Origin of the sequence: Pseudomonas sp. Lz4W (assembly GCF_000346225.2) — a bacterium.
Lineage (GTDB): Bacteria > Pseudomonadota > Gammaproteobacteria > Pseudomonadales > Pseudomonadaceae > Aquipseudomonas > Aquipseudomonas paraversuta.
Genome location: NZ_CP017432.1, coordinates 1,217,367 through 1,242,842, shown reverse-complemented (window position 1 = coordinate 1,242,842; position 25,476 = coordinate 1,217,367). Strand labels below are relative to the sequence as shown.

The following is a 25,476-nucleotide window of genomic DNA, read 5'->3' as shown; positions in this document are numbered from 1 at the left end:
ACCGCTTCCCGCCCCGCCAGCACTATCTACCTCTTCTGCGCCCGCAGCTCACAGACCCTTTCGCGCAACAGCTTTTGACTGGCCTCACTGGCCGGTATCGGTGCACCTGCAACCAATGTCACCCGCGACCAGAGTCGATGGAAAACCCCCTTGTGCGGATCCCGGCTGAAGAAGCTGCCCCACAACCCCTGCAGCGCCAGCGGAATCACCGGCACCGGCGTGTGCTCCAGAATCCGCGTCACCCCGGCCTTGAACTCGCCAATCTCGCCATCGGTGGTCAACTTGCCCTCGGGAAAGATGCACACTAATTCGCCATCTTCCAGATACCTGGCAATGCGGCTGAAGGCTTTCTCATAAATCGCTTCATCTTCAGCCCGCCCGGCAATCGGAATCGTGCCCGCAGTGCGAAAGATAAAGTTGAGTACCGGCAAGTTGTAGATTTTGTAATACATCACAAAGCGAATCGGCCGACGTACAGCACCACCAATCAAGAGCGCATCGACAAACGAAACGTGGTTACACACCAGCAACGCGGCGCCTTCATCCGGAATCAGCTGCAGATTCTTGTGCTCCACCCGGTACATGGAATGGCCGAGCAGCCAGATCATGAAACGCATGCTGAATTCAGGGACGATTTTGAAGATATAAGTGTTGACCGCGATATTCATCAACGAGACCACGAGGAACAGCTCGGGAATCGTCAGCTTGGCCACGCTCAGCAGCAGGATGGTGACAATTGCCGACACCACCATGAATAGCGCATTGAGGATGTTGTTGGCCGCAATCACCCGGGCCCGCTCGTTTTCGGCCGTGCGCGACTGAATCAGCGCATACAGCGGCACAATGTAGAAGCCGCCGAACACGCCCAGGCCGAGAATATCCAACAGTACCCACCAGGCCTGACTGAAGCCCAGCACGCCCAGCCAGTCATTGGCTTGAATGTTTTGTGGCATGTGCCCCGAATGCCACCACAGCAACAAGCCAAACAGGGTCAGACCAAACGAGCCAAAGGGCACCAGACCAATCTCGACCTTATGTCCCGAGAGCTTTTCACAGAGCATCGAGCCCAGCGCAATCCCCACCGAAAACACCGTAAGAATCAGGGTGACCACGGTTTCATCGCCATACAGCCACTCTTTGGCGTAGGCCGGGATCTGCGTCAGGTAAATCGCGCCGACAAACCAGAACCATGAGTTTCCGACTACAGAACGCGACACCGCAGGCGTCTGGTTCAACCCCATCCGTAAGGTGGCCCAGGACTCGCTGAAGATATTCCAGTTCAACTTCAGGTCCGGGGTGTCCGCCGCCGCCCGCGGAATTGCGCGACTGGCCAGATAGCCGAGCACTGCGACCGACACTATCACCACGGACACAATCGCCGTGTAGTTGCTGGATGAGAGCATGATCCCGGCACCAATGGTGCCGGCCAGAATCGACAGAAAAGTGCCCATCTCGACCAGGCCATTGCCGCCCACCAACTCGTCTTCATGCAAGGTCTGCGGCAGTATCGAATACTTCACCGGCCCAAACAGTGCCGAGTGGGTCCCCATCGCGAACAGCGCCACCAGCATCAACGCCAGGTGATCGAAGGCAAAGCCGATGGCACCCACCACCATGATCGCAATCTCGCCCAGTTTAATCAGACGGATCAAACGATCCTTCGGGTACTTTTCGCCAAACTGCCCGGCCAGTGCCGAAAACAAAAAGAACGGCACTATAAAGAGCAGCGCACACAGGTTGATCCAGATCCCGCGATCACCTTCGATGTTCAATTTGTAAAGGATGGCCAGAATCAGCGACTGTTTAAACAGGTTGTCATTGAGTGCGCCCAGGGACTGGGTCACGAAGAAGGGCAGGAAGCGGCGCTTCCTCAGCAAACTGAACTGCGAGGGGTGACTCATCATCCATGTACTCACGTTGCGCCGAACGGCTTTCTCATTGGAGGGCCGTTGTATCACTCAGGGCACAAGCTTGCTCAGGTTCTGTACTAAATCAGCCTGTTCTGCCATTTCGCACAGAACCTGAGCGCCGTATCTACTTCTTCAACCCGGCGATGCAGGGCGACACAAACAACTCGCCACGGTAGGCACCCTTCACGGTTCGCGTGCCAACGATCAACCACATCAGCACCAGCATCACCACCAGTACGCAGCCGGCAATATCAAAAAATGCCAGATGCAGAACGCTGCCCAGACGCAAAGTGGCCAATGAGTACACGCCCAGCGGGAAGGTAAAGCCCCACCAGCCAAGATTGAACGGGATACCCGCCCGGAAGTAGCGAACCGTGATCATCAAAGCCATCACAATCCACCACAAGCCCACGCCCCACAGGATCACGCCAGAGATAAGGCCCAGGCCCTCGACAATTTCACCGACCCGGCCCAGGCCATTGGCCGCGAAAATCGCCGGAGCATCGCTACCCAGCAGCAGCAAACCCAGGGCGCCAGTGCCGATCGGCCCCAAAGCCAGCCAGCTTGAAGCGGCCATGCTTTCGTGGGGCAATTTATGCAGTGCCATGCGCAAAATCAGGATAGTCAGAATGCTGAACGCCACCGGTACCGAGAACGCCCACAGTACATAGCTGGTAATCAACACATGAAACTGCGCGAGAGTGTCGCTCAAATGCGGTGCCAACAGCCCGCCGCTGGCCGCGGCTACCTCCGCCGCCACCACTGGCAGCAACCAGACCGCGGTCATTTGATCAATGCTGTGGTCCTGCCGGGTGAACATCAGGTACGGGATGATCACCCCGAAACCCAGGGCCATGGCTACATCTATCCACCACAAAAACTCGGCCACCTTCACCATGTCGCTGCCCCAACGCGGGACTCCAAACACCAGAAAACCATTGATGATGGTCGCCAGCCCCATGGGAATGGTGCCGAAAAACATCGACACGGTGGAGTGCCCGAAAATCCGCCGCGCTTCGTCGAAGTACAGCACCCAGCGCGCGCCATAGAGCACGCTGAACAGAATGAACAAACCGATATTGAACAGCCACAACCCTTCGGCAAAGACATGCATGCCGGGGATATGCACCGGCAACTGGGCCAACGCCAACGCCAGAACCCCCGTCCCCATGGTGGCTGCAAACCAGTTCGGGGTGAACTGGCGAATCACTTCACGGGGGTGCTGCAACTGGCTGAATGGCCGAAATCCGGGCTGGGCTTTGTTTGGGCAAGTCATGGGTTCCTCCTTTCCTCTCATGAGGTGAAATTAGAGTAGAACCAAATCGAATATCTATATAACGGGTAATTTCTCTAACACTTATCTATTTTGCAGATATTCGTCACTGCATCCCGCTGCAAACCCTGCGACCCTTGGCCGCGATCAGACCATGGTCGACACTGACGGCGCATAAACATCATGCGAGACTAGCCCGCCACAGCCGGATTGCTGTGGCCTTACACCTCCAGGAGTCACCATGTCGCTGTCCAGCGGGCTCATTGCCGCCGTCGCCCTGGCCTATATGGCCATTATGTTTGCCATTGCCTTTTATGGTGACCGGCGCAGCAAACCGCTGCCGCCGCGGGTCCGCGCGTGGGTGTATAGCTTGTCGTTGGCGGTGTACTGCACCAGCTGGACATTCTTCGGCGCCGTCGGCCAGGCCGCCGAGCAGCTTTGGGCCTTTTTACCGATTTACCTGGGGCCGGTGCTGCTGCTGGTGTGCGCGCCCTGGGTCCTGCAAAAGATGGTGCTGATCAGCAAGCAGGAGAACATCACCTCGATTGCCGACTTTATTGCCGCGCGCTACGGGAAGTCCCAATCTCTGGCGATTGTGGTGGCACTGATCTGTCTGGTGGGCGTGCTGCCCTACATCGCCCTGCAGCTCAAGGGCATTGTGCTCGGCGTGAACCTGCTGATCGGTGCCGGAGCTGACGCCACGGGGACCCGCGCCCAGGACACGGCCCTGATTGTGACCCTGATTCTGGCGCTGTTCACTATTGTATTCGGCACGCGCAACCTCGATGCCACCGAACACCACCGCGGCATGGTGCTGGCAATTGCCTTCGAGTCGCTGGTCAAACTGTTCGCCTTTCTTGCCGTAGGTGCCTTTGTGACCTACGGCCTGTATGACGGTTTCGACGATCTTTTCAACCAGGCCATGCTTGCACCGCGCCTTGAGCAGTACTGGAAGGAAACCATCAACTGGCCGTCGATGGTGGTACAAACCGGCGTGGCAATGATGGCAATCATCTGCCTGCCCCGACAGTTTCACGTAACCGTGGTCGAGAATATCGAGCCGCAGGACCTGCAACTGGCCAAATGGGTGTTTCCGGCCTATTTGATTCTGGCCGGCCTGTTCGTGGTGCCGATTGCACTGGCCGGGCAAATGCTGCTGCCCAGCTCGGTGCTGCCGGATTCGTTCGTGATCAGCCTGCCACTGGCCCAGGCTCACCCGGCACTGGCATTGCTGGCATTTATTGGCGGCGCATCGGCGGCCACCGGCATGGTGATCGTCGCCAGCGTGGCATTGTCGACCATGGTCTCCAACGACATGCTGCTGCCCTGGCTGCTGCGCCACAAAAACGCCGAGCGCCCGTTCGAGGTGTTCCGCCACTGGATGCTATCGGTACGCCGCGTAACGATTGTGGTGATCTTGCTGCTGGCGTATGTGAGTTACCGCCTGCTGGGCTCCACGGCGAGCCTGGCCACCATCGGCCAGATTGCCTTCGCCGCAGTCACCCAGCTGGCCCCTGCCATGCTCGGCGCCCTGTACTGGAAGCAAGCCAACCGCCGGGGCGTATTTGCCGGCCTCGCCACCGGTACATTCATTTGGTTCTACACCCTGGTGCTGCCGCTCATCGCCCACAGTGCCGGCTGGCCTTTGAGCCTTTTCCCGGGTCTGACCTGGCTGCACAGCAACCCGCTGGGGCTGTCGATCACACCATTGACCCAAGGCGTGGTGTTGTCGCTGGCCGGTAACTTCACTCTGTTTGCCTGGGTTTCGGTGCTGTCGCGCACCCGGGTTTCGGAGCACTGGCAAGCCGGACGCTTTATCGGCCAGGAGCTGAGCAGTCACCCTAGCGGACGCTCCATGCTCGCGGTGCAGATCAACGACTTGCTGGCCCTCGCGGCGCGTTTTGTCGGCGAGGAACGTGCCCACCAAAGCTTCATCCGTTTCGCCTATCGCCAGGGCAAAGGCTTTAATCCGAACCAGAATGCCAACGGCGAATGGATCGCCCACACCGAACGCCTGCTGGCCGGGGTACTCGGCGCCTCTTCTACCCGGGCGGTGGTCAAAGCGGCCATTGAAGGCCGGGAGATGCAGCTCGAAGACGTGGTACGCATTGCCGACGAAGCATCGGAAGTGCTGCAGTTCAACCGCGCATTACTGCAGGGCGCCATTGAAAACATCACCCAGGGGATTAGCGTGGTCGACCAGTCGCTCAAGCTGGTGGCCTGGAATCGTCGCTATCTGGAATTGTTCAACTATCCGGACGGGCTGATCAGCGTAGGACGGCCGATTGCCGACATCATTCGCCACAATGCTGAGCGCGGCCTGTGCGGCCCCGGTGAAGCCGAAGTGCATGTGGCCCGCCGCCTGCACTGGATGCGTCAAGGCCGGGCACATACATCCGAACGTCTGTTCCCCAATGGCCGGGTGATCGAACTGATTGGCAACCCCATGCCGGGCGGCGGCTTTGTCATGAGCTTCACCGACATTACGGCGTTCCGCGAAGCCGAGCAGGCGCTGACCGAGGCCAACGAAGGTCTTGAGCAACGGGTGGCCGAGCGCACCCATGAGTTGTCGCAGCTTAATCAGGAGCTGACCGACGCCAAAGGCGTGGCCGAAGCGGCCAACCAGTCCAAGACCCGTTTTCTGGCAGCCGTCAGCCATGACCTGATGCAGCCCATGAATGCGGCACGCCTGTTCTCCTCCGCGCTGTCCCACCAGGATGAAGGGCTGAGTCCGGAAGCGCAGAAACTGGTGCAGCATCTGGACAGTTCCTTGCGTTCCGCCGAAGACCTGATCAGCGACCTGCTGGATATTTCGCGCCTGGAAAACGGAAAAATAACTCCGGACATCAAGCCTTTTGCACTGAATGACCTGTTTGAGACCCTGGGCAATGAATTCACCGCCCAAGCGCAGGAACAAGGCCTGAGTTTCAGGGTTCGCAGCAGTCGTTTGCGCGTCAGTAGCGATATCAAGCTGCTGCGGCGCATCTTGCAGAACTTCCTGACCAATGCCTTCCGCTACGCCAAGGGTCCGGTGTTGCTGGGCGTACGCCGCCGCGGGGGAGAGCTGTGCCTTGAAGTGTGGGATCGCGGACCGGGTATTCCTGCCGACAAGCTGCAAGTCATTTTTGAAGAGTTCAAACGCCTGGACAGCCACCAGACCCGCGCCGAAAAAGGCCTGGGCCTGGGCCTGGCGATTGCCGACGGCTTGTGCCACGTGCTGGGGCACAGTTTGCAAGTGCGTTCATGGCAGGGAAAAGGCAGCGTGTTCAGTGTCAGGGTGCCGCTGGCCAGGACCCAGGCTGCGCCACAGCCCGTGGCTGCGGAGCAAAATGGTCAGCCGGTCAATGGCGCCCAAGTGCTGTGCATCGATAACGAAGACAGCATTCTGATCGGCATGCAGAGCTTGCTGACACGCTGGGGCTGCCGGGTCTGGACCGCACGCAATCGCGACGAATGCGCGGCCCTGCTCAATGAGGGCGTACGTCCACAGCTGGTGCTGGTTGATTACCATCTGGATGACGGCGAAGTGGGAACCGACCTGATGCGCTGGCTGCGGGCCCAGTTGGGGGAGCCGGTGCCAGGGGTGGTGATCAGCGCTGATGGACGCCCGGAGATGATTGCCGAAGTGCATGCCGCAGGTCTGGAGTATCTGCCCAAGCCGGTAAAACCCGCAGTATTGCGGGCCCTGCTGAGTCGGCATGTGCCGCTGTGATCACGCCGTATTAAATCTGTAGTCGCTGCCGAAAGGACCGAAGGGCCTTGGGTTTTGCAACGGGGCCCAGGCAGCGACTACAGAGATACCATCCCCGCTCACTCAGCTGGGTGCGCCACGCCATCCACATCGGTCATCGCCCGTTCCAGCAGGTCTGCCGGCAGGCTTTTACTGGCCCTTGCGCCCAGCAGTTTGAGCTGTTCGCTGCGACTGACGAGGTTGCCCCGACCTTCTGTCAGCTTGTTACGCGCGGCGGCATAGGCTTTATCCAGTTGCTGCAGTCGATTGCCGACCTCATCCAGATCCTGAATAAACAGCACGAATTTGTCATATAGCCAGCCTGCCCGCTCGGCAATTTCCCGCGCGTTCTGACTTTGCCGCTCCTGCTTCCACAGGCTGTCAATGACCCGCAAGGTCGCGAGCAAGGTGGTCGGGCTGACAATCACGATATTGCGATCGAATGCTTCCTGAAACAGATTGGGCTCGGCTTGCAACGCGGCGGAAAAGGCCGCTTCGATCGGTACAAACAGCAACACGAAGTCCAGACTGTGCAGCCCCTCGAGTCGCTTGTAGTCCTTACCGGCCAGCCCCTTCACATGATTGCGCAACGACAGTACATGCTGTTTGAGTGCCGCCTGGCCGATGACCTCGTCATCTGCCCCTACATATTGCTGATACGCCGTGAGGCTGACCTTGGAGTCGACCACCACCTGCTTGTCACCCGGCAGCATGATCAGGACATCGGGCTGAAAACGCTCGCCGTCCGGTCCCTTGAGGCTGACCTGGGTCTGGTACTCGCGGCCTTTCTCAAGCCCGGCATGTTCAAGCACCCGTTCCAGAATCAGCTCCCCCCAGTTGCCCTGGGTTTTCTGACCTTTCAGGGCCCGGGTCAGGTTGGTGGCTTCATCACTCAGGCGCAGGTTGAGCTGCTGCAGACGCTCCAGCTCTTTACCCAAGGAAAATCGTTCCCGGGCTTCTTGCTGATAGCTTTCTTCGACCCGCTTTTCAAACGACTGGATGCGCTCTTTGAGGGGGTCGAGCAACTGCCCCAGGCGTTCACTGCTGGTGTCGGCGAAACGCTGCTCGCGCTCATCGAAAATCTTGCCGGCCAGTTCCGCAAATTGAGCCCGCAACTCATCACGGGAGCCTTGCAGATCGTTCAATCGTTGTTGATGGCTGTCTTGCTGCTCCCGCAGTTCAGCGGCCAGGGCGGCCCCATGCGCGTCCAGACGCCTTAACTCGGTTTCTTTCTGGCTGCGCTCCAGGCTCCAGGCATGGGCTGCATCGCGGGTATTGTCACGCTCCAGCTGCAACAACTCGACCTCTCGCCGCAATGCCGCGAGCTCTGCCTGCTTGGCCGCATTGGCCTGGCCCAGATCACTGATTTCATCGCGACTGGCATCCAGTTGGGCGCTCAGGCCTTCCTGGGCCAACTGCGCCGTACTCAGGCGCTCGCTGAACATCGCCAGCTCTGCATCAAGGCTACTGGCGCGACGCTGCACCTGCCATAAAACTGCCAGCAGCGGCACACCTGCCAACGCCAGGCCCAGCAAAATGCTGCTCAAGTCCAGGGCCATAGCCCCCTCCGCACGAGATAAAAGAGCAAGGTTAACCAAGCAACAGGCCTGAAGACAGCTCAGTCTTCGGTTTTGCTCAGTTCCTGTTGTGCGGCGCGGTCACCGGCACGGGCTGCCTGGCGCAAGAGTTCATGACCGATTCGTTGATCCCGGGCACTCCCGCAATCACGGCACATCAATTGCCCCAGACGACTCTGGGCCAGTACTACGCCTTGTCGCGCGGGTTGTTTCAGCAAATGCCCGGCAACGTGCTTGACGCTGGGGTTAGTGCCCAATCGAGGATTATCCAGTAACCAGATTGCCACCCGCAGAGAAAAGCGTTTTGGGGCTTCTGCTGGAGTAGCAGGACGGGTAACGGAGGAAGCAGCTGTGCGAAACTTCATATGACACTGTAGGGCAGAACAGAAGGCGCGCAACTCTACTCCTTTTTTCGTTTGGGTAAAGTCGAAAAAGTACTACACCCGCGATCTAGAGCAAGCCCACGGGACAATCCACAGATCCTGTGGATAAGTCAGTGGACAACCTGCATTTAACCGCCGCAAACGCCCACCCTACGGGGCCTCAGGTCAAACTGACGATTTTTTCACCAATTAAAAAAAACGATGTTTTTCATTGACTTAAATTTGGCGAACAGGCTATGAGCGGGGCAAATCCAGCCCCTGCCGGCATTTTGTACGCAGCACCTTAAATGTGCACAAGTTCACACTCACCCCAGTAAACAGGACAAATGCAGGGCAGAACCTGTAGGCCTGCGCACTGGTAATGAGCAGCCTCCAACGCAGGTTCAAGCGGCCATTGCTTGCCGGACGGGGCTGGCTCACCGGTAAAAATGGGCTAAAAGCGCCCATCGGCAGCCGCGACAAGCCCATACCCAAGGGCTTTATGAGGTATTTTTCGCTAGCACACTTGCGTTTAATTTTTCAACCCGTTAGTATCCGCAGCGTTAGTACCAAGCTGAAAGTCAATTCGGGCCGAACAAATCCCTCAAGCACTCTTCAATAAATTGAAGACACGCTGATAAAACGGGATCGACCCCCTCGATGGTTTCCAGGTAAATCTTGCGACGATACTGCCTTTGAAAAGCAAAGGGTATCGCGAAGCTCTTACTCTGACCGAACCAGCCTGCAAATTGATCAGGATCTTCACCCGGAGCACGGAACCTTAGCTCCTGTTGTGATTGCCTGCCCTCCTAAGTACCTACCTGCCAGCCCAAGCGCCACATACTTAATGCGCTCCAACTGGCGGCTTTGTTCCAGTCAGGTTCTTCGTCCAGCCAAAGATGGCTCGACGTCACTGGAACGTTTTAACGTTGCACGGTTCTAATCCGTGTCATTTGTAGGAACACCTAATAACTATGTCTACTCAAATCCATACTCAGGATGCCATTCGCACCCTAACCAACGCCTTTGCTCCAATGAACTGCCTGATTATGGCCGCTCGCAAAGGATGCTTCAGCTTCACCCTGGTCAACGAACACGGCATCGCTCGTCACAGCGAACGCCTGTACCCCGATCAATATTCCAGCGCAGCACCTCTGCAAGCTGTGATCGAGCGTACTCGTCAGGCACTTATTGCCTGATCTGATAAGCGGTAACCCAACAAGCCCTGCCTGATCCGCAGGGCTTTTTGTTGCTAAAAATTTAAGAAATATCCGGCATCGTTTAATTACTTGCGGATATATAGCTAACAACTCGAAGCTATAAATGTTTTAAAAACAGAACTTTAGAACAAAGATATGAGACTACACTTCAACTCAAGCGGCATAATCCGCTTCCGGCGATCCCTTACGACCCACTGCTGCCAAGCTCTTGGGACCGCCGGCCATTTTCAGGCGTCGAGGACGATATGGGTATCGCTGCCAGGGAGTTGAGCCTTTATGTAATTCGGCCAACGCTGATGTATCTGGGCCAGAACAACCCGGATGCAGAAGCATTGTTGCTGGGTATTGCAGCCAGCCAGTCAAGTTTGGGCTCAGCCCTGCATGATCGGCGCGGCCATGGCCTGTACTGCATTCGCGAACCCCGTCACGCCGCCTTGTGGGATCAGTACCTGGCGCAAGACCCCGAACTAGCGAGCCTGGTTCGCGGACTGGCCAGTCAGCATGCATTCTTGTGCAGCCCGCATTTGGAACTCACGGTTAATTTACGTTACGCAACGGCCATAGCGTGGTTGCTGATAGAACAGCAGCAACTAACCATACCCGCTGCAGATGACCTGCTCGGTATGGCCAGAGTTTGGCGCCAAGCCTTTGAACCACAAGGACGTTTGCGTGATTTCACTCACGCATGGAACAACTTTGTTTCTCCTCTTGGCCATGTCGCCTGAGATTTCACCCACCTACAATAATATTTAAATGATCGGAAACCGGTCGGATTGTCCTACAAAACAACGCTAACTTCTGCGATTTAGCCTATAGCGCTTAAACAAAAATGTTGGTAGTTTTCGTCCGGTGATCAAAAGGAGTTCTAATAATGAAAAAAGTAATGCTCAAGACCACACTTAGCCTCGCCGTCACTTTGGCTTCCAGCCATATTTTCGCAAGTGGCTTCGCCCTCAACGAACAAAGCATTAGCGGTATGGGGACCGGCTTCGCAGGGCGTTCGTCTTCTGCTGAAGATGCGAGCACCGTTTTCGGCAACCCGGCAGGCATGTCCCGCATCAAGCGCGAACAAGTTACCGGTGGTGTTGCTGCCATCGACGCAAGCACCGATATCAAGCACGCAAGTGGCGGCGCTCCAGGCGGCACCAACAAAGGCGACATGGTTCCTTTCACCGCCGTGCCAATGGGCTTCTACGTGAAGCCAATTGATGAGCACTGGGCATTTGGTGTAGGCCTGTATGCTCCTTTCGGCCTGGTCACTGACTACGAAAGCAGCTTTGCCGGTCGCTATGCTGGTAAAGAGAGCAAGGTTCAGGTTATTACCTTCCAGCCTACTGTCAGCTACGCCTTCAACGATGTAGTTTCGATCGGTTTTGGTCCTACCATCAACCGCATTGACGGCACCCTGACTTCCGCTACGCCTGGTCCACGCGGCCCCGCCAGCGACGGTGAAGTTAAAATCAAGGGTGACGATACTGCACTTGGTTTCAACGCCGGCATCCTGGTTCAGGCCACTGACAGGACGCGCCTGGGTCTGACTTATCACTCTAAAGTCAAATACAGCCTGGATGGAAACACCAAAATCTCGGGCATAGGTTTCGGGCCTTTCAATGGCACTAAATACGATGCCGGCCTGGATATCACTACGCCCGAATCTGTTGACTTCTCGGTTACCCATGAGCTGAATGACCAGTGGACCATCTATGCAGGTAGTACCTGGACTCGCTGGAGCCGCCTGAAAGACATCACCGTTGAAAACAATGGTGTTCCACCTGCGCTAGGCGGCAGTGCCGGCCCGATCGGGACCATTAAAGAAGATCAGAACTGGCATGACACCTGGGCTTCGGCCATTGGTGCTGCCTATAAGATCAACAAGCAATGGACACTGCGTACCGGCTTGTCGGTTGATCAGTCACCTACCAACAATACTGACCGTTCGGTTCGCATCCCGACTGGCGACCGTAAAGCAATCAGCTTTGGCGTCGGCTGGAGCCCAACTGATGATCTGACTATTGATGCCGCTTATTCCTACCTCAAGGAAGAGTCGGTTAGCGTCAACCTGCCAGCCAAAGGCAACTACAAATCCTCTTACCACAACAGTGCAAACGGGTTTGGTGTAGGTGCAACCTACAAGTTCTAATTCAGCGGGAGACTTGACCCCTCGCCAACTGAATTAAAAAATCCCCGCTCTCGTTACCGAGGCGGGGATTTTTAATGAACGGAAGTCAGGGTTTTGAAGCAATGGCTTTTTCTATCGCGTCAATCAACTCGGGACTGTCGGGTTTGGTCAGACTCGAAAAGTTGGCAACTACGTTACCTTTGCGATCAACAACGTATTTATAGAAATTCCACTTCGGAGCACTGCTCTGTTCAGCCAGCACTTTAAACATGTGTGCGGCGTCAGGGCCACGTACATGTTGCGGATCAATCATGGTGAACGTGACGCCGTAATTAACGTAGCAGACCTTGGCTGTTTCCTCGCCACTCTTGGCTTCTTGTTTAAAGTCATCGGACGGCACCCCTATCAACTCCAGCCCTTGCCCCTTAAAGCGCTGATTCAACGCCTCAAGCCCTTTGAACTGTGGAGCAAAGCCACAAAAGCTCGCGGTATTGACGATCAACAGCGGTTTACCGGCAAAACGCTGGCACAGATCGATAGACTCCTTGGCCCGCAACTTGGGCAACGAGCCCTCCAGTAACGGTGGGCAATCTGTCGCCCATACCGAACCGGCGCACGCCAATAACAGTACGGGCATCGCAATCCAGCGCTTGAGCATTATGAAAGTCCTTTAAATAGAGGCAGACCCTGAACTTACTCGCCCCGACAACATACTAGCAAGCACCCATGCCCAACTGCATCAGCGCCAGCCCGCCTTGATGCCAGCCCCACCACGCCAGAGCCAGCAGCAATGAACCGCCGCCCAGGCCCGCGACCCACAACCACATCGAGCTCACGCCATACTCCCCTGCGCCTGCAAACGGGCAACAGGACGCTCACGCACCGGCCAGTTCAAGGCTGCAGCCAATAGACTCAAGAATATCGAGACCTGCCAGATCAGATCGTAACTACCGGTTCGATCATAGACCACACCGCCCAGCCAGCCGCCAAGGAACGCGCCCAACTGATGGAACAGGAACACGATGCCTCCCAGCATTGACAGGTTACGCACACCAAACAGAGTGGCGACCGTGCCATTGGTCAACGGCACCGTCGACAGCCACAAGAAACCCATGGTCATACCAAACAGATAGGCACTGAATTGCGTCACCGGTGCCCACAAAAACAGCACAATCACTACCGCTCGCGCCAGATACAGGGCGGTCAGCAAACGCGGCTTGGACATGCGTCCGCCGAGCCAGCCCGCCGTGTAGGTGCCGAAAATATTGAACAGCCCAATCAGCGCCAGCACAGTCGTACCAACGGTCGCTGGCAGATGCTGATCTACCAGATAGGCCGGCAGGTGGATGCCGATAAACACCACCTGAAACCCGCAGACAAAAAAACCGAAGGACAACAACCAGAAGCCGGAGTACGAGCAGGCCTCACCCAGGGCTTCCTTGAGGGTTTGCTCGCCACCCAGACTCGGCAGCGGGCGATCCTTGAGCATGCTCACCAGGGGCACGATCAGCGCCACCAGCAAGCCCAGAACCAGCAAAGCCGACGACCAGCCGAGCCAGCCGATCAAACCCAGGGTGCCTGGCAGCATGGCGAACTGACCGAACGACCCCGCCGCACTGGCAATCCCCATGCCCATGCTGCGTTTTTCCGGGGGCAAGGCGCGCCCCACCACCCCCAGAATCACCGAAAAAGAAGTACCGGACAGACCGATACCGATCAACAACCCCGCACTCAGTGACAAGGTCATCAATGAGTCCGACATGCCCATCAGAATCAAACCGGCGGCATACAAAATGCCCCCAATGATCACCACCCTGGCTGCACCGAAACGGTCAGCCAGAGCACCGGTGAACGGTTGTGCCAGGCCCCAGATCAGGTTTTGCAGGGCGATGGCAAACGCAAAAACCTCACGGCCCCAGCCAAACTGCGCACTCATGGGCGGCAGAAACAGCCCGAAACCATGCCTTACCCCCAGGGACAGCGCCAGAATCAATGCACTGCCCAAAAGCACCCAGCCGCTGGTACGCCACACCGATGTCATTATTATTCTCCTAATGCGGGTATATACCCATTTTTATTCGTGAAACAGGCGCTCAGTCCGCGCCCGCCAACTCATCCAGCAGCTGCAACAGTTGTTCACGCCGGTCTTCACCCAAACGATCAATCAGACGCTGTTGTGCAGCCTCCCAGGCAGGCAGGGCAGCCTCGAGCCGCTCTTCACCGGCCTTGGTCAGACACACCAGTCGATTGCGATGGTCTTCGCCCTCGGCCAGCTTCACCAGGCCTGCAGCTTCGAGCACCCGCAAATTACGGCCCAAGGTACTGCGATCCAGCCCCATGGCTTCGGCCAGAGTGGAAATACTCGGCTGATCGAGACGCTTGAGATTGCACAACAAGGAATACTGGGCAACGTTGATCCCGAAGCCATCAAGAGCGCCGTCGTAATGCCTGCTGATGCCGCGGGAAGCGCGACGCAGATTGGTGCATAAACACTGGGTCGGTAACATTTTGTATGTATATACCCGCAATTAAACAGAATCAAGATTTATAAACACACCCTTGAGGGAGCCGGTTTGCCAGCGACACAGCTTCTCAGGATATCCAGGCTGACGCATAGCAGGGTCACACTTGAATAAGCGCCAGCCCCACCAACAGCAAAACCTCAAGCAATTCAAGCAAAGCGCCGGCGGTATCACCCGTGGTGCCGGCCAAACGACGCAGCATCACCTTGCGCAGCCAAACAAACCCAAGCGCAGCCAGCACCAGCGCGTACAACCCTGCATAACCGGCTATCACCACACACGCCACAGCACTGAGCCCCAGCACCTGCCATCCCGCCTTGCGTGGCAAGTGATCAGCCAGCGCCTGCCCCAGGCCACCGGCACGAACATAGGGCGTGGTAAGGAACACTCCCAGCAAAGCGCTGCGGCCGATCAACGGCACAATCAGCAAGACCGCCGTCTGTTGTTGCTCTATCAGTGCCAGCAGCGCGCAAAACTTGAGCAATAACAGCAACACCAGGGTGACCACGGCAATCGGTCCGCTGCGCGGATCTTTCATGATACTCAGGGTGCGCTCGCGATCACCAAAACCGCCCAGCCAGGCATCTGCACTGTCAGCCAGACCGTCCAGGTGCAGCCCGCCGCTGAGCAGCACCCACACCGTCAGCAGCAAGGCCCCGTGCAGCATTAACGGTGCACCGGCCAGCAAGCCATTGAGCCCCCAAAGCAACAGGCCGAACAACAAACCCACCAGCGGATAGAACAGCAGCGAACGCCCCAGCTCCTGCGGCGCAGGCATGCCGGGCAGGCGAATCGGCAAACTGCTTAAAAACTGCAGAGCGATCCAGAATGGCAGCATGCTCAACCCTCTTCGCTCAATACGCCGCTCGCTGTGACACGCAGGCCGAACAGCGCACCATTGACCACCTGCACCTGCAACAAATGCTCACGGGGCAGACCCCGGGCCCGGGCCAGCAGCAGTTTCATCACCCCGCCGTGGCACACCACCAGCACCCGCTCGCCGGCAAACTGTTGCTGCAAACGGCTGACCGCTGACAGCACCCGCGCCGAGAACGCCAGCACTGGCTCGCCTTGCGGCGGAGTAAAGCCGTAGGGGTCTGTCCAGAACAAGCCCAGCGCCTCGGCATCGGTCTCCATCAGCGCGGCAGGACTACAGCCCTCCCATGCACCAAAATGCAGCTCCTGCAGGTCCTTGTCGAAAGACACCGGTAACGCCAGCTGCTGGCTCAATTCCCGCGCGAACAAGGCACAACGCTGCAATGGCGAGCTGACAATACGATCCCACGGCCCGCGGCCTTTGACCGCCTCCCGCATCTGCTCCCAGCCCAGGGCCGTCAGCGCGTCATCGAGACTGCCACGCAGACCGCCGCCCAGTTCGGTTTCACCATGGCGCAACAGATCCAGCTGCACACTCATGCCGGGCGGTCCGCCACGGAGGCCTCGGCAAAGGTTGCCATCTGCCCGTGCAGGTCGCAGGCAAGACGCACCAAGGGGACCGCCAGCGCAGCACCGCTGCCCTCGCCCAGGCGCAAGCCGAGGTCGAGCAACGGTTGTGCCTGCAGGCTTTCCAGCACATGGCGATGCCCCTGCTCGGCGCCGCGATGGGCGAAGATCAGCCACTCTCGGCATTCGGGATTCAAGCGTACGGCGACCATGGCCGCAACCGTGCAAATAAAGCCATCGACCAGCGCCACCAGGCCTTCTTGCGCACACGCCACATAGGCCCCGGCCAAGGCTGCAATTTCAAAGCCGCCCAAGCGAAACAGAGTCTGCAACGGGTCATCCAGCAGCCCGTCGTGAAACGCCAGCGCCTGATCGATCACCCGGGCTTTATGGCTCACACCCGCCGCATCCAGACCGGTACCCGGCCCGGTCAAATGCGCAGCCGGGCAATCGAGCAGCGCACAGGCCACGGCACTGGCCGACGCCGTATTGCCGATACCCATTTCACCGCCGATAAACAACTCACTGCCCGCTGCCAGTGCACGCAATACGCTGTCACGACCCGCCTGCAGAGCTTTCAAGCCCTGACTGTCGGTCATCGCCGCGCCCGTGGCAAAGTTGGCCGTGCCGGCCCCCAGCTGCAAATGCCGGACCCCCGCCAGATTGAGCATCGGGGTAACAGTGCCCAGATCCACCACATCCAGTTGCGCGCCCAACTGACGGGCCAGCACGCTGATTGCCGCGCCGCCGCTGACAAAGTTGTGCAGCATTTGCCCGGTCACCGCTTGCGGATAAGCCGATACACCCTCCGCCACCACGCCGTGATCACCTGCAAAAATCGCAACCCATATTTGATCGGCACGGGGTTTCAACTGCCCCTGCAACCCGGCCAGCTGCACTGCCAAAGCTTCCAGCTGGCCCAAAGAACCTGCCGGCTTGGTCAATTGCTGCTGACGCTCGGCCGCTGCCATCGACATTGCATGATCAACCGGCTTGCACGGGGTCAGCCACCACGGGGTATTCATAGTGCAGTTCCTTTCAACGTCAGGGGCAGGCCCGCCACCGTCAGCACTACTCGCTGACAGCGCTCGGCCAAGGCTTGATGCAACCAACCGGCTTCATCGACATAGCGGCGAGTCAATTCGCCCAGCGGTACGACACCCATTCCGGTTTCGTTGCTGACCAACACGATTTCACCCGGCAGTTCAGCCAGGCACTCCAGCAGCGCATCACGCTCGGCGCTCAGGCGCTGTGGATCTTCAAGCAGCAACAGGTTGGTCAGCCATAGCGTCAGGCAATCCACCAGCAGAAAAGAATCTGCCCGGGCGTTGTCGCGCAGTACCCGGGCCAGCTCCACCGGCTCTTCAACCAGCGCCCAATGCCCGGGGCGGCGCTCACGATGGTGACGCACGCGCTCGTTCATCTCACCGTCCAGCGGCTGGCTGGTGGCAATATAGGTGACGGCCAGACCGGACCCGGCCGCGAGCTTCTCGGCCAGGCGACTTTTCCCCGAGCGGGCTCCGCCCAGAATCAGTTGCAGCATGTTTTGGAACCTCTAGCAGAAGAAGGCGCTCTGGCCACTGACGCTAACGCAGGCAAGCCGGGCCCCCGCAGGGATATCAGAGCCCGCATAATTGACGAAGCAGCCCGGTATCCAGATGGTTTTGCACCAGGTCCGCCAGGCGTTCGATATCCCGCTCACGCAGGGCGTGGTAATCCACCGATTGCACGTCTTGCAAGCCGGCCCAGCGCAGCAAGGCACTGCAGGCCGCAGGCGACTCGAACAAGCCATGCAAATAGGTGCCGAAAATTTGCCCGTCGGCGCTTTGCGCGCCGTCACAGCGGCCATCTTCCAGTTGCACCGCCGGCCGCTCCAGCGCCACGCCGGTAGTCACCCCCGCATGGATTTCGTAACCACAGACTTCAGCGTTCTCCAGAGCCAGATGCCCGCGCACATTGCGCAGCTGCTTCTCGGCGGCGAGCTCGGTGCTGAATCCCAGCAACCCCAGCCCCGCGCTTGAACCCGCAGTTCCTTCCAGGCCCAACGGGTCGTGAACCTGCTCGCCGAGCATCTGTAAACCGCCGCAAATCCCCAGCAACTTGCCGCCATAGCGCAAGTGACGGTTGATGGCAGTGTCCCAGCCATTGGCCCGCAAATAGGCCAGATCGCTGCGCACGCTCTTGGAGCCCGGCAGAATGATCAAGTCTGCAGCCGGGATGGGCTGGCCCGGCCCGACAAACTGCAAGTCCACCTGCGGGTGTAAACGCAGCGGGTCGAAGTCGGTGTGGTTACTGATACGCGGCAGCACCGGCACTACCACCCTGAGCACTTGATCCGCCTTGTCGGTCTGACGCTGATCAATGCCGTCTTCGGCCTCGAGGTGCAAATCCATCACATAGGGCAAGACCCCGATCACCGGCTTGCCCGTGCGCTGCTCGAGCCAGTCAAGACCGGGCTGGAGCAAGGCAATGTCGCCACGAAAACGGTTGATGATGAAGCCCTTGACCCGTGCCTGCTCGGTTTCGCTGAGCAACTCCAGAGTGCCGACCAGATGCGCGAACACGCCGCCGCGGTTGATATCGGCGATCAGGATCACCGGGCAATCCACGGCTTCGGCAAAGCCCATGTTGGCGATGTCACCGGCACGCAGGTTGATCTCGGCAGGCGAACCCGCGCCCTCGACCATCACCACCGGGTACTCGGCACTCAAACGTCGATGCGAGGCCAGCACCGCCTGCATGGCAATGGCCTTGTAGTCGTGGTAGGCCACCGCGTTCATGCTGGTCACCGCACGACCATGGATAATCACTTGCGCGCCGGTGTCACTGTTGGGCTTGAGCAGCACCGGATTCATATCCGTGTGCGGCGCCAGGCCGGCCGCCTGCGCCTGAACTGCCTGAGCCCGGCCGATCTCGCCGCCCTCAGCGGTTACGGCACTGTTGAGTGCCATGTTCTGCGGCTTGAACGGCACCACACGCACACCCTCACGGGTCAGCCAGCGGCACAAGGCCGTGACCAGGGTACTTTTACCGGCATCGGAGGTGGTGCCCTGCACCATCAAAGTACTCATGCAACTTCCTTGGTGTAGGCCAGCAACGTCTGCTCCAGCCGCAACCAGTCAGCCTCGGTGGCCGGCAGACCGAAACGTACGCTGCTGTTATGGGCAAACAGACGCAGCAAAATGCCGCGCTGGGCCATGAATTCGTAAAGACGGTCGGCATGGGGCGTAATCAGCCACTGAAACAGCGCGCATCCGCCCTGGGGCGGCAAATCATGTACGCCAAGCAATCGCGCCAGACGCCCGCTGGCCAGTACGCTGCGCTCGCGCTGCAGCGCCTGGGCTGCGGTGTCTAGCAGGCAGGACTGACCGACAATCCGGGTCGGCCCGCTGACGGCCCATGGCCCGACTTGTTCGGCCAGCAATTTGAGCAATTTGAGTTCCGCCAGAACAAAGCCCAGGCGTATGCCGGCCAGGCCAAAGAACTTGCCGAAGGAGCGCAACACAATCAGTCCGGTACGCCAGCTCTGGGCCGACAGACTCAAATCCGGCGTGTTGTCCATAAAGGCCTCGTCCACCACCAGCCAGCCTCCGCGCTGGGCCAGCCTGGCGTGCCATTCCAGCAGGCGCTCGGCGGACAGGCTCAAGCCTGTGGGGTTATTGGGGTTAACCACCACCAGTACATCCAGGGTATCGAGGTAGAAATCGACTTCCTGTTCCATGATTTCGCGCACGATGTGCCCGCTGCGCCGCCATGCCTCAGCGTGCTCGGCATAACAGGGCGACAGCACTCCGACCTTGCCCCCCCGACGCAGGCGCGGCAGTAACTGAATGGCGCACTGCGAACCCGGCACCGGCAACACATTGGGTGCGCCGTAATAGGCACAGGCCGCATGCTCAAGCCCGTCGTCGGTTTCCGGCAAGCGCGCCCAGGCACGCTGATCAATCTCGGGAATTGCGAATGGCCAGGGCGCCAGGCCACTGGACAGGTCCAGCCAGTCGGCCTCGGCAATGCCGTAGTGCAGGACTGCCTGGCGTAAACGTCCGCCGTGCTCAAGCATAGAATTCACTCCCCACGCACAGGATCAATAACCACAACCACACCCCGCGTTGCACCAACTGCCAGCCGCGATTGATCGAATCGGCATCCGCCGGCGCACCTTCGCCCAATTGCCCGCGCTCGTGCAGTTCACCGTGGTAAATCGCCGGGCCGCCCAACTCGACCTCCAGGGCACCTGCGCCCGCCGCCATCACCGGCCCCGCATTAGGGCTGTCCCATTGCGGCGCCTGTTTGCGCCAGCACTTAAGGGCCAGTCGGGTTTTACCCAGTACGGCGTAGGTCAAGGCAACCAGACGCGCAGGAATGTAGTTCAGCACATCATCGATCCGCGCAGCCGCCCAGCCAAAACGCTCGAAGCGTTCGTTGCGATAGCCCCACATGGCATCCAGGGTATTACTCAAACGATAGAGCACTACACCCGGCGCACCGGCCACGGCAAACCAGAACAAGGCGGCGAACACTGCATCGCTGCCGTTCTCCAGTACCGATTCAGTGGCGGCGCGGGCCACTTCAGTCGCATCCAGTTCGCTGGTCTGGCGACTGACCAGGTAGCCGACCCGGGTACGGGCTTCGTCCAGATCATTGCTGCGCAGGGCTTGTGCCACCGGCTGCACATGCTCGCCCAGACTGCGCATGCCCAGCGCGCAATACAGCGCCAGAATGTCCACCAGCCAGCCGATGTAAGGCAGCCACGACAAGGCTGTGGCCAGGATCGTAAATGGCACAACCGCCAGCACCCAGGCTGTCACGCCATGGCTGCGCCAGCCCCGGCCACCGGAATTGAAACGTTGTTCGATACGCTCAGCCATCCGGCCAAACGCAACCAGTGGATGCCTGCGCTTGGGCTCACCGAACAGCGCGTCCAGTGCCACTCCGGCGACGCACAGCAACGCCACACTCATGGGCTCACCCCCCAATAATTCTCATAGACCAGTTCACTCAAGGGACGCGCTTTGGCCCATCCTTCGAGTATCAGCATAGGTGCTGGATAAAAGCTCTCGACCGGGCCCAGGCACAGTACAGCCAACGGCTTGGCGCCCGCAGGCAAACCCAGCAGCTCTGCCAGCGCCCGGGGTTCGAACAGCGACACCCAGCCCATGCCCAAGCCCTCGACCCGGGCGGCCAGCCACAGGTTCTGGATCGCACAGGACAAGGATGCCATGTCCATCTCCGGCAAGGTCCGGCGACCGAAAATGTGCTTCTCACGGTCATCCATCAACGCAGCCACCAACACTTCGGCGCAATCGTTGATCCCCTCTACTTTGAGGGTCATGAAGTCATCGGAGCGCTCACCCAACGCTTCAGCAGTGCGTACCCGCTCTTCTTCCACCAGGGCTTGCACCTTGCTGCGCAACTGGCGATCGCTGATGCGGATGAACCGCCACGGCTGCATCAGGCCCACACTGGGGGCCTGATGCGCGGCTTCAAGCAGCCGTGATAACAGTTGAGGAGCCACCGTGCCACCGCTGAAGTGCCGCATGTCGCGGCGTTCGGCGATGGCGCGATAGACAGCGGCTCGCTCGTCAGGACTGAATGCGTTGTCGCTCATGACACCTTCACGGCACAGGGCGCGAACAACGCAGCAATGGCCTGGGGATTGGACGGAAAGTAAAAGTGCACATAAGACGCTGTCATCCGCCCGTCACGATACACCGCTTCAGCACCACGCCCGCCATTGGGGCTCAGGCCCCGGGCAATGGGCTCAAGCTCAGTAGTGGTCAACGAGTGATGGTAGGTGTGACCGCGCAGCAGCCCTTCGGGCATCTCGACCGCCTGCAACGCCAGTGCCGCCAGGCGCTTTTGCATGGTCGCTTCACCGGCCAGCAGCCCCACCAGCTCGGCACGCTGGCCGTCGACGTCGGTCAGGGCATCCAGCAGATAGAGCATGCCACCGCATTCCGCAAGCAAGGGTTTGCCCGCAGCATGGTGCGCGCGAATGGCCTGCAGCATCGGCGTATTACGCGACAGCTCAAGGTGATGCAGTTCAGGATAACCGCCCGGCAAATACAGACTGTCAGCCTCGGGCAAGCGGGCATCGTGAATCGGCGAGAAGAACAGCAATTCGGCGCCCATGTCCCGCAACAGCGCCAGGCTCGCGCCATAGGTGAAGGCGAAGGCTTCATCCCGGGCCACGGCAATACGCACTCCGGCCAATAATGGCTCGGCAGGTACCAACTGCGGTGCAGCGAACTCCACCGCCGGTGGCAGCGCTACCTCACAGGTGCTGGCCAGGGCTGCGGCTGCCGCATCAAGGCGTGCATCCAGATCATTCAACTCGCTGGCCTGGACCAGGCCCAGGTGACGGCTTGGCAGTTCGATTGCGGTTTCACGGGACAGCGCGCCATACCAGCGCAGACCTTCAGTCAGGCTTCCCTCCAGCAACTGCGCATGGCGCACGGTACCGACGCGGTTGGCCAGCACCCCGGCAAACGGCAAGTCCGGCTGATACCGCGCCAGGCCCAACGCCAGCGCACCAAAGGTCTGGGCCATGGCAGTGCCATCAATCACGCCCAACACCGGCACGCCAAAATGACGCGCCAGATCAGCGCTGGACGGCGTGCCGTCGAACAAGCCCATCACCCCTTCAATCAGAATCAGGTCCGCTTCACCTGCGGCTTCCCACAACAGGCGGCGGCTTTCATCGGCGCCCACCATCCACAAATCCACCTGATACACCGGCGCCCCGCTGGCGCGCTCGAGGATCATGGGATCGAGAAAATCCGGGCCACACTTGAATACCCGCACCTTGCGCCCTTGATTGCGATGCAATCGGGCCAGGGCGGCGGTGACGGTGGTCTTGCCCTGGCCCGAGGCCGGTGCGGCGATCAATACCGCCGGGCAATGACGCGACTCTCTCATGCTTGAACACTCACAATTCGATGCCTTTCTGGGCTTTGATCCCGGACTGGAAGGCATGTTTGATCACACCCATTTCGGTCACGGTATCGGCCAGGTCTATCAGTTCAGGTTTAGCGCCGCGTCCGGTGACCAATACATGCTGCATCGGCGGACGGGCTTGCAGGTCGCTCAACACTTGCTCGAGGTCGAGATAGCCGTGCTTGAGCGCAATATTCAGTTCATCCAGCACCACCAGACCGATGGAGGGGTCGCGCAGCATCTCGCGGGATACTTCCCACGCAGCCTCGGCCGCGGCGATATCACGCTGGCGATCCTGGGTTTCCCAGGTAAAGCCTTCACCCATCACGTGGTAACGCACCTGTTCCGGGAAACGGCGGAAGAAAATCTCTTCGCCGGTGCTGTTGCGACCCTTGATGAATTGCACCACACCGCACTGCATGCCGTGGCCCATGGCCCGTGCCAGCATGCCAAAGGCCGAACTGCTTTTGCCTTTACCGTTGCCGGTCAGTACCAGCAGCAGCCCGCACTCGTTAGGGGCGCTGGCAATGCGCTCATCCATTACGGCTTTTTTGCGCAGCATGCGCGCCTGGTGACGTTCGTCGCGTTCGGGGGATTCGTTCATGGCAGCTCTCCGTTGGGGCTCAATCATGCAAACGGGAGGCGGGGGACATTGCAACAAAAAGCACACCATCGCCCGCCGCGAGGTGTTGGATGGATCAGGCCGGTCTCCGGGCTCACAAGCGGGATACTCCAGACGGAGCAACCCTGACCACGCGTCTTCCCGTGCAAAAACACAGTGACATCGAGCGCAGCCTTTACTCATTTACCGTTGCGGGGGCAGCGCCGGGATCAAAGCGGTTGTGTGGATCAAACACGCCCTCACCGGCTTCCCTGTTTCACCCTGTCGACCTTTGGCCACAGAGCACCTGAAACAAGCCGCGAAGGTTAGAGGGTTGGGGGTGGAGCGTCAATTAAAGCCGGCAGCAACGACTTGAACCTTTGAGCAGCTACGCTCCTCTATGACTGACAAGCCCAAGAACTGATGGAGATCTTCATGCTCAAGCGCCAGCACGCCATTGTCATCGTACTTGCAGCAGGGTTGGCCGCCTGTGGCGAGAGTTCGACCCTGCAAGTGGTGGATGGCACCGGCCCTTCACCCAAGCTGCCGGAACCGAACAAGACGCTGATTCCGACAGTCAACATCGCACCGGCCATAGGCTGGCCCGAGGGCACTACGCCGACTGCCGCCCAGGGACTGAAAGTGGCAGCCTTCGCCGAAGGCCTCGACCACCCCCGCTGGCTCTACGTGCTACCCAATGGTGATGTACTGGTGGCAGAAACCAATGCACCGCCCAAGCCGGATGACAGCAAGGGCATCCGCGGCTGGGTGATGGAGAAAGTCATGGGCCGGGCCGGGGCCGCAGTCCCCAGCGCCAACAGGATCACGCTGCTGCGCGACAGCAACCATGACGGCGTGGCAGAAACCCGCACGGTTTTTATCGACAAGCTCAACTCCCCGTTCGGCATGACCCTGGTGGGCAATGATCTGTATGTCGCAGACGCCGACAAACTGCTGCGCTTCCCCTATCAGGCCGGCGAGCAATCCATCAGCGCCCCGCCGACCAAGGTCGTCGACCTGCCCGGCGGCCCGTTGAACCACCACTGGACCAAAAACGTCATCGCCAGCCCGGATGGCAAAAAACTCTATGTCAGCGTGGGTTCCAACAGCAACGTGGGCGAAAACGGCCTGGACAAAGAGCAAGGCCGCGCCGCGATCTGGGAAGTGGACCCGGCTACTGGCAGCCACCGTATTTTCGCTTCGGGCCTGCGCAACCCCAACGGCATGGACTGGGAGCCAAAATCAGGAAAACTCTGGACTGCGGTTAACGAACGCGACGAAATCGGCAGCGATCTGGTGCCTGACTACATCACCTCGGTACAGGATGGCGGCTTCTATGGCTGGCCTTTCAGCTACTACGGGCAACACGTGGATACACGGGTTAATCCACAAAACCCGGAGCTAGTAGCCAAAGCCATCGCGCCGGACTATGCCGTGGGCCCGCATACGGCATCCCTGGGGCTCAGTTTTGCGACAAACAGCAAGCTGCCCAACTTTACCGAGGGCGCATTTATTGGCCAGCACGGCTCCTGGAACCGCAAACCCCACAGTGGCTATAAAGTGATTTTCGTGCCGTTCACTGAAGGCAAACCTGCCGGCATGCCGGTGGACGTGCTGACCGGTTTTCTCAATGCCGATGAGAAAGCCATGGGCCGCCCGGTAGGGGTAGTGATTGATAAACAGGGGGATCTGCTGGTTGCCGATGATGTTGGCAACAAGATCTGGCGGGTGTCCGGGAAATAAACTGCAGGAGCGAGCCGCTCAAGGGCTCGCTCCTACTGGT

Annotated in this window: 23 protein-coding genes and 1 riboswitch; of the genes, 5 read left to right on the top strand and 18 right to left on the bottom strand. The window is 59.1% G+C overall.

The window, feature by feature from the left end; translation table 11 throughout:
* Positions 1-26: 26 nt before the first annotated feature.
* Positions 27-1,901, bottom strand: a complete 1,875-nt coding sequence (locus B195_RS05955) for an MFS transporter (protein WP_003442698.1) — start codon at positions 1,899-1,901, stop codon at positions 27-29.
* A 133-nt stretch (positions 1,902-2,034) separates the two neighbouring features.
* Positions 2,035-3,186, bottom strand: a complete 1,152-nt coding sequence (locus B195_RS05950) for a TDT family transporter (protein ID WP_003442701.1) — start codon at positions 3,184-3,186, stop codon at positions 2,035-2,037.
* A 238-nt stretch (positions 3,187-3,424) separates the two neighbouring features.
* Here B195_RS05950 and B195_RS05945 point away from each other — a divergent pair, with 238 nt between their 5' ends.
* Positions 3,425-6,895: a PAS domain-containing hybrid sensor histidine kinase/response regulator gene (locus B195_RS05945; protein WP_003442704.1), complete on the top strand. Its 3,471-nt coding sequence runs from the start codon at positions 3,425-3,427 to the stop codon at positions 6,893-6,895.
* A 98-nt stretch (positions 6,896-6,993) separates the two neighbouring features.
* Here the strand turns inward: B195_RS05945 and rmuC are convergent, their stop codons facing one another.
* Both rmuC and B195_RS05935 read right to left on the bottom strand, forming a co-directional pair.
* Entirely contained in the window at positions 6,994-8,358 is a 1,365-nt protein-coding gene (gene rmuC, locus B195_RS05940; RefSeq protein ID WP_177412972.1) for a DNA recombination protein RmuC, read from the bottom strand.
* A 173-nt stretch (positions 8,359-8,531) separates the two neighbouring features.
* On the bottom strand, positions 8,532-8,855 hold the full coding sequence (locus B195_RS05935) for a hypothetical protein (RefSeq protein ID WP_037001545.1): 324 nt from the start codon (positions 8,853-8,855) through the stop codon (positions 8,532-8,534).
* Between the two features lie 971 nt (positions 8,856-9,826).
* On the opposite strand from B195_RS05935, the gene B195_RS05930 reads away from it, so the two are divergent.
* The 3 genes from B195_RS05930 to B195_RS05920 all read left to right on the top strand — a co-directional run bounded on the left by B195_RS05930 (position 9,827) and on the right by B195_RS05920 (position 12,212).
* Positions 9,827-10,051: a hypothetical protein gene (locus tag B195_RS05930; protein WP_003442709.1), complete on the top strand. Its 225-nt coding sequence runs from the start codon at positions 9,827-9,829 to the stop codon at positions 10,049-10,051.
* A 266-nt stretch (positions 10,052-10,317) separates the two neighbouring features.
* Positions 10,318-10,797, top strand: coding sequence for a hypothetical protein (locus B195_RS05925; protein WP_003442713.1), 480 nt, complete (start codon positions 10,318-10,320; stop codon positions 10,795-10,797).
* A 146-nt stretch (positions 10,798-10,943) separates the two neighbouring features.
* Positions 10,944-12,212 (top strand): OmpP1/FadL family transporter, encoded by a 1,269-nt coding sequence (locus B195_RS05920; protein WP_003442715.1) that lies wholly within the window; start codon positions 10,944-10,946, stop codon positions 12,210-12,212.
* Between the two features lie 85 nt (positions 12,213-12,297).
* On the opposite strand, the gene B195_RS05915 is transcribed toward B195_RS05920, so the two are convergent.
* The 14 genes from B195_RS05915 to cobO form a co-directional block, all read right to left on the bottom strand.
* The gene (locus B195_RS05915) at positions 12,298-12,849 is read right to left on the bottom strand and encodes a glutathione peroxidase (RefSeq protein ID WP_003442723.1); all 552 of its coding nucleotides are present in this window, start codon (positions 12,847-12,849) and stop codon (positions 12,298-12,300) included.
* A gap of 55 nt (positions 12,850-12,904) precedes the next feature.
* Positions 12,905-13,027 carry a hypothetical protein gene (locus B195_RS23160; RefSeq protein WP_003442738.1) on the bottom strand — a complete coding sequence of 41 codons (123 nt, stop codon included), beginning with the start codon at positions 13,025-13,027 and terminating at the stop codon, positions 12,905-12,907.
* Positions 13,024-14,232: an MFS transporter gene (locus B195_RS05910; protein WP_003442750.1), complete on the bottom strand. Its 1,209-nt coding sequence runs from the start codon at positions 14,230-14,232 to the stop codon at positions 13,024-13,026. Before B195_RS05910 ends, B195_RS23160 begins: the two co-directional genes overlap by 4 nt.
* A 52-nt stretch (positions 14,233-14,284) precedes the next feature.
* A complete protein-coding gene (locus B195_RS05905; protein WP_003442752.1) occupies positions 14,285-14,698 on the bottom strand; it encodes a MarR family winged helix-turn-helix transcriptional regulator in 414 nt (137 codons plus the stop codon).
* Positions 14,699-14,813: 115 nt separating this feature from the next.
* Positions 14,814-15,551 (bottom strand): adenosylcobinamide-GDP ribazoletransferase, encoded by a 738-nt coding sequence (locus tag B195_RS05900; RefSeq protein WP_003442754.1) that lies wholly within the window; start codon positions 15,549-15,551, stop codon positions 14,814-14,816.
* A 2-nt stretch (positions 15,552-15,553) separates the two neighbouring features.
* Positions 15,554-16,129, bottom strand: coding sequence for an alpha-ribazole phosphatase family protein (gene cobC / locus B195_RS05895; RefSeq protein WP_003442755.1), 576 nt, complete (start codon positions 16,127-16,129; stop codon positions 15,554-15,556).
* Positions 16,126-17,181: a nicotinate-nucleotide--dimethylbenzimidazole phosphoribosyltransferase gene (cobT, locus tag B195_RS05890; protein ID WP_003442757.1), complete on the bottom strand. Its 1,056-nt coding sequence runs from the start codon at positions 17,179-17,181 to the stop codon at positions 16,126-16,128. Before cobT ends, cobC begins: the two co-directional genes overlap by 4 nt.
* A complete protein-coding gene (gene cobU, locus B195_RS05885) occupies positions 17,178-17,699 on the bottom strand; it encodes a bifunctional adenosylcobinamide kinase/adenosylcobinamide-phosphate guanylyltransferase (protein WP_003442759.1) in 522 nt (173 codons plus the stop codon). Before cobU ends, cobT begins: the two co-directional genes overlap by 4 nt.
* A 76-nt stretch (positions 17,700-17,775) precedes the next feature.
* The gene (locus B195_RS05880) at positions 17,776-19,227 is read right to left on the bottom strand and encodes a cobyric acid synthase (protein WP_003442761.1); all 1,452 of its coding nucleotides are present in this window, start codon (positions 19,225-19,227) and stop codon (positions 17,776-17,778) included.
* Positions 19,224-20,216: a threonine-phosphate decarboxylase CobD gene (cobD, locus tag B195_RS05875; protein WP_003442763.1), complete on the bottom strand. Its 993-nt coding sequence runs from the start codon at positions 20,214-20,216 to the stop codon at positions 19,224-19,226. Before cobD ends, B195_RS05880 begins: the two co-directional genes overlap by 4 nt.
* Entirely contained in the window at positions 20,209-21,117 is a 909-nt protein-coding gene (cbiB, locus tag B195_RS05870) for an adenosylcobinamide-phosphate synthase CbiB (RefSeq protein WP_003442764.1), read from the bottom strand. Before cbiB ends, cobD begins: the two co-directional genes overlap by 8 nt.
* Positions 21,114-21,764, bottom strand: a complete 651-nt coding sequence (bluB, locus tag B195_RS05865; RefSeq protein ID WP_003442766.1) for a 5,6-dimethylbenzimidazole synthase — start codon at positions 21,762-21,764, stop codon at positions 21,114-21,116. Before bluB ends, cbiB begins: the two co-directional genes overlap by 4 nt.
* Complete coding sequence (locus B195_RS05860) at positions 21,761-23,074, bottom strand: cobyrinate a,c-diamide synthase (RefSeq protein ID WP_010655756.1); 1,314 nt, start codon at positions 23,072-23,074, stop codon at positions 21,761-21,763. Before B195_RS05860 ends, bluB begins: the two co-directional genes overlap by 4 nt.
* A 10-nt stretch (positions 23,075-23,084) precedes the next feature.
* A complete protein-coding gene (gene cobO, locus B195_RS05855; protein WP_003442773.1) occupies positions 23,085-23,696 on the bottom strand; it encodes a cob(I)yrinic acid a,c-diamide adenosyltransferase in 612 nt (203 codons plus the stop codon).
* Positions 23,697-23,775: 79 nt separating this feature from the next.
* A riboswitch (cobalamin riboswitch) is annotated at positions 23,776-24,019 on the bottom strand.
* 109 nt (positions 24,020-24,128) lie between these two features.
* Here cobO and B195_RS05850 point away from each other — a divergent pair.
* Positions 24,129-25,436, top strand: coding sequence for a sorbosone dehydrogenase family protein (locus B195_RS05850; RefSeq protein ID WP_037001549.1), 1,308 nt, complete (start codon positions 24,129-24,131; stop codon positions 25,434-25,436).
* Positions 25,437-25,476: the final 40 nt, after the last annotated feature.

What these genes read in the sequence shown, in the direction of transcription:
- B195_RS05955 (WP_003442698.1), bottom strand. Translation starts at nt 1,901, where the DNA reads ATGAGTCACCCCTCGCAGTTCAGTTTGCTGAGGAAGCGCCGCTTCCTG.
- B195_RS05950 (WP_003442701.1), bottom strand. Translation starts at nt 3,186, where the DNA reads ATGACTTGCCCAAACAAAGCCCAGCCCGGATTTCGGCCATTCAGCCAG.
- B195_RS05945 (WP_003442704.1), top strand. Translation starts at nt 3,425, where the DNA reads ATGTCGCTGTCCAGCGGGCTCATTGCCGCCGTCGCCCTGGCCTATATG.
- rmuC (WP_177412972.1), bottom strand. Translation starts at nt 8,358, where the DNA reads ATGTTCAGCGAGCGCCTGAGTACGGCGCAGTTGGCCCAGGAAGGCCTG.
- B195_RS05935 (WP_037001545.1), bottom strand. Translation starts at nt 8,855, where the DNA reads ATGAAGTTTCGCACAGCTGCTTCCTCCGTTACCCGTCCTGCTACTCCA.
- B195_RS05930 (WP_003442709.1), top strand. Translation starts at nt 9,827, where the DNA reads ATGTCTACTCAAATCCATACTCAGGATGCCATTCGCACCCTAACCAAC.
- B195_RS05925 (WP_003442713.1), top strand. Translation starts at nt 10,318, where the DNA reads ATGGGTATCGCTGCCAGGGAGTTGAGCCTTTATGTAATTCGGCCAACG.
- B195_RS05920 (WP_003442715.1), top strand. Translation starts at nt 10,944, where the DNA reads ATGAAAAAAGTAATGCTCAAGACCACACTTAGCCTCGCCGTCACTTTG.
- B195_RS05915 (WP_003442723.1), bottom strand. Translation starts at nt 12,849, where the DNA reads ATGCTCAAGCGCTGGATTGCGATGCCCGTACTGTTATTGGCGTGCGCC.
- B195_RS05910 (WP_003442750.1), bottom strand. Translation starts at nt 14,232, where the DNA reads ATGACATCGGTGTGGCGTACCAGCGGCTGGGTGCTTTTGGGCAGTGCA.
- B195_RS05905 (WP_003442752.1), bottom strand. Translation starts at nt 14,698, where the DNA reads ATGTTACCGACCCAGTGTTTATGCACCAATCTGCGTCGCGCTTCCCGC.
- B195_RS05900 (WP_003442754.1), bottom strand. Translation starts at nt 15,551, where the DNA reads ATGCTGCCATTCTGGATCGCTCTGCAGTTTTTAAGCAGTTTGCCGATT.
- cobC (WP_003442755.1), bottom strand. Translation starts at nt 16,129, where the DNA reads ATGAGTGTGCAGCTGGATCTGTTGCGCCATGGTGAAACCGAACTGGGC.
- cobT (WP_003442757.1), bottom strand. Translation starts at nt 17,181, where the DNA reads ATGAATACCCCGTGGTGGCTGACCCCGTGCAAGCCGGTTGATCATGCA.
- cobU (WP_003442759.1), bottom strand. Translation starts at nt 17,699, where the DNA reads ATGCTGCAACTGATTCTGGGCGGAGCCCGCTCGGGGAAAAGTCGCCTG.
- B195_RS05880 (WP_003442761.1), bottom strand. Translation starts at nt 19,227, where the DNA reads ATGAGTACTTTGATGGTGCAGGGCACCACCTCCGATGCCGGTAAAAGT.
- cobD (WP_003442763.1), bottom strand. Translation starts at nt 20,216, where the DNA reads ATGCTTGAGCACGGCGGACGTTTACGCCAGGCAGTCCTGCACTACGGC.
- cbiB (WP_003442764.1), bottom strand. Translation starts at nt 21,117, where the DNA reads ATGAGTGTGGCGTTGCTGTGCGTCGCCGGAGTGGCACTGGACGCGCTG.
- bluB (WP_003442766.1), bottom strand. Translation starts at nt 21,764, where the DNA reads ATGAGCGACAACGCATTCAGTCCTGACGAGCGAGCCGCTGTCTATCGC.
- B195_RS05860 (WP_010655756.1), bottom strand. Translation starts at nt 23,074, where the DNA reads ATGAGAGAGTCGCGTCATTGCCCGGCGGTATTGATCGCCGCACCGGCC.
- cobO (WP_003442773.1), bottom strand. Translation starts at nt 23,696, where the DNA reads ATGAACGAATCCCCCGAACGCGACGAACGTCACCAGGCGCGCATGCTG.
- B195_RS05850 (WP_037001549.1), top strand. Translation starts at nt 24,129, where the DNA reads ATGCTCAAGCGCCAGCACGCCATTGTCATCGTACTTGCAGCAGGGTTG.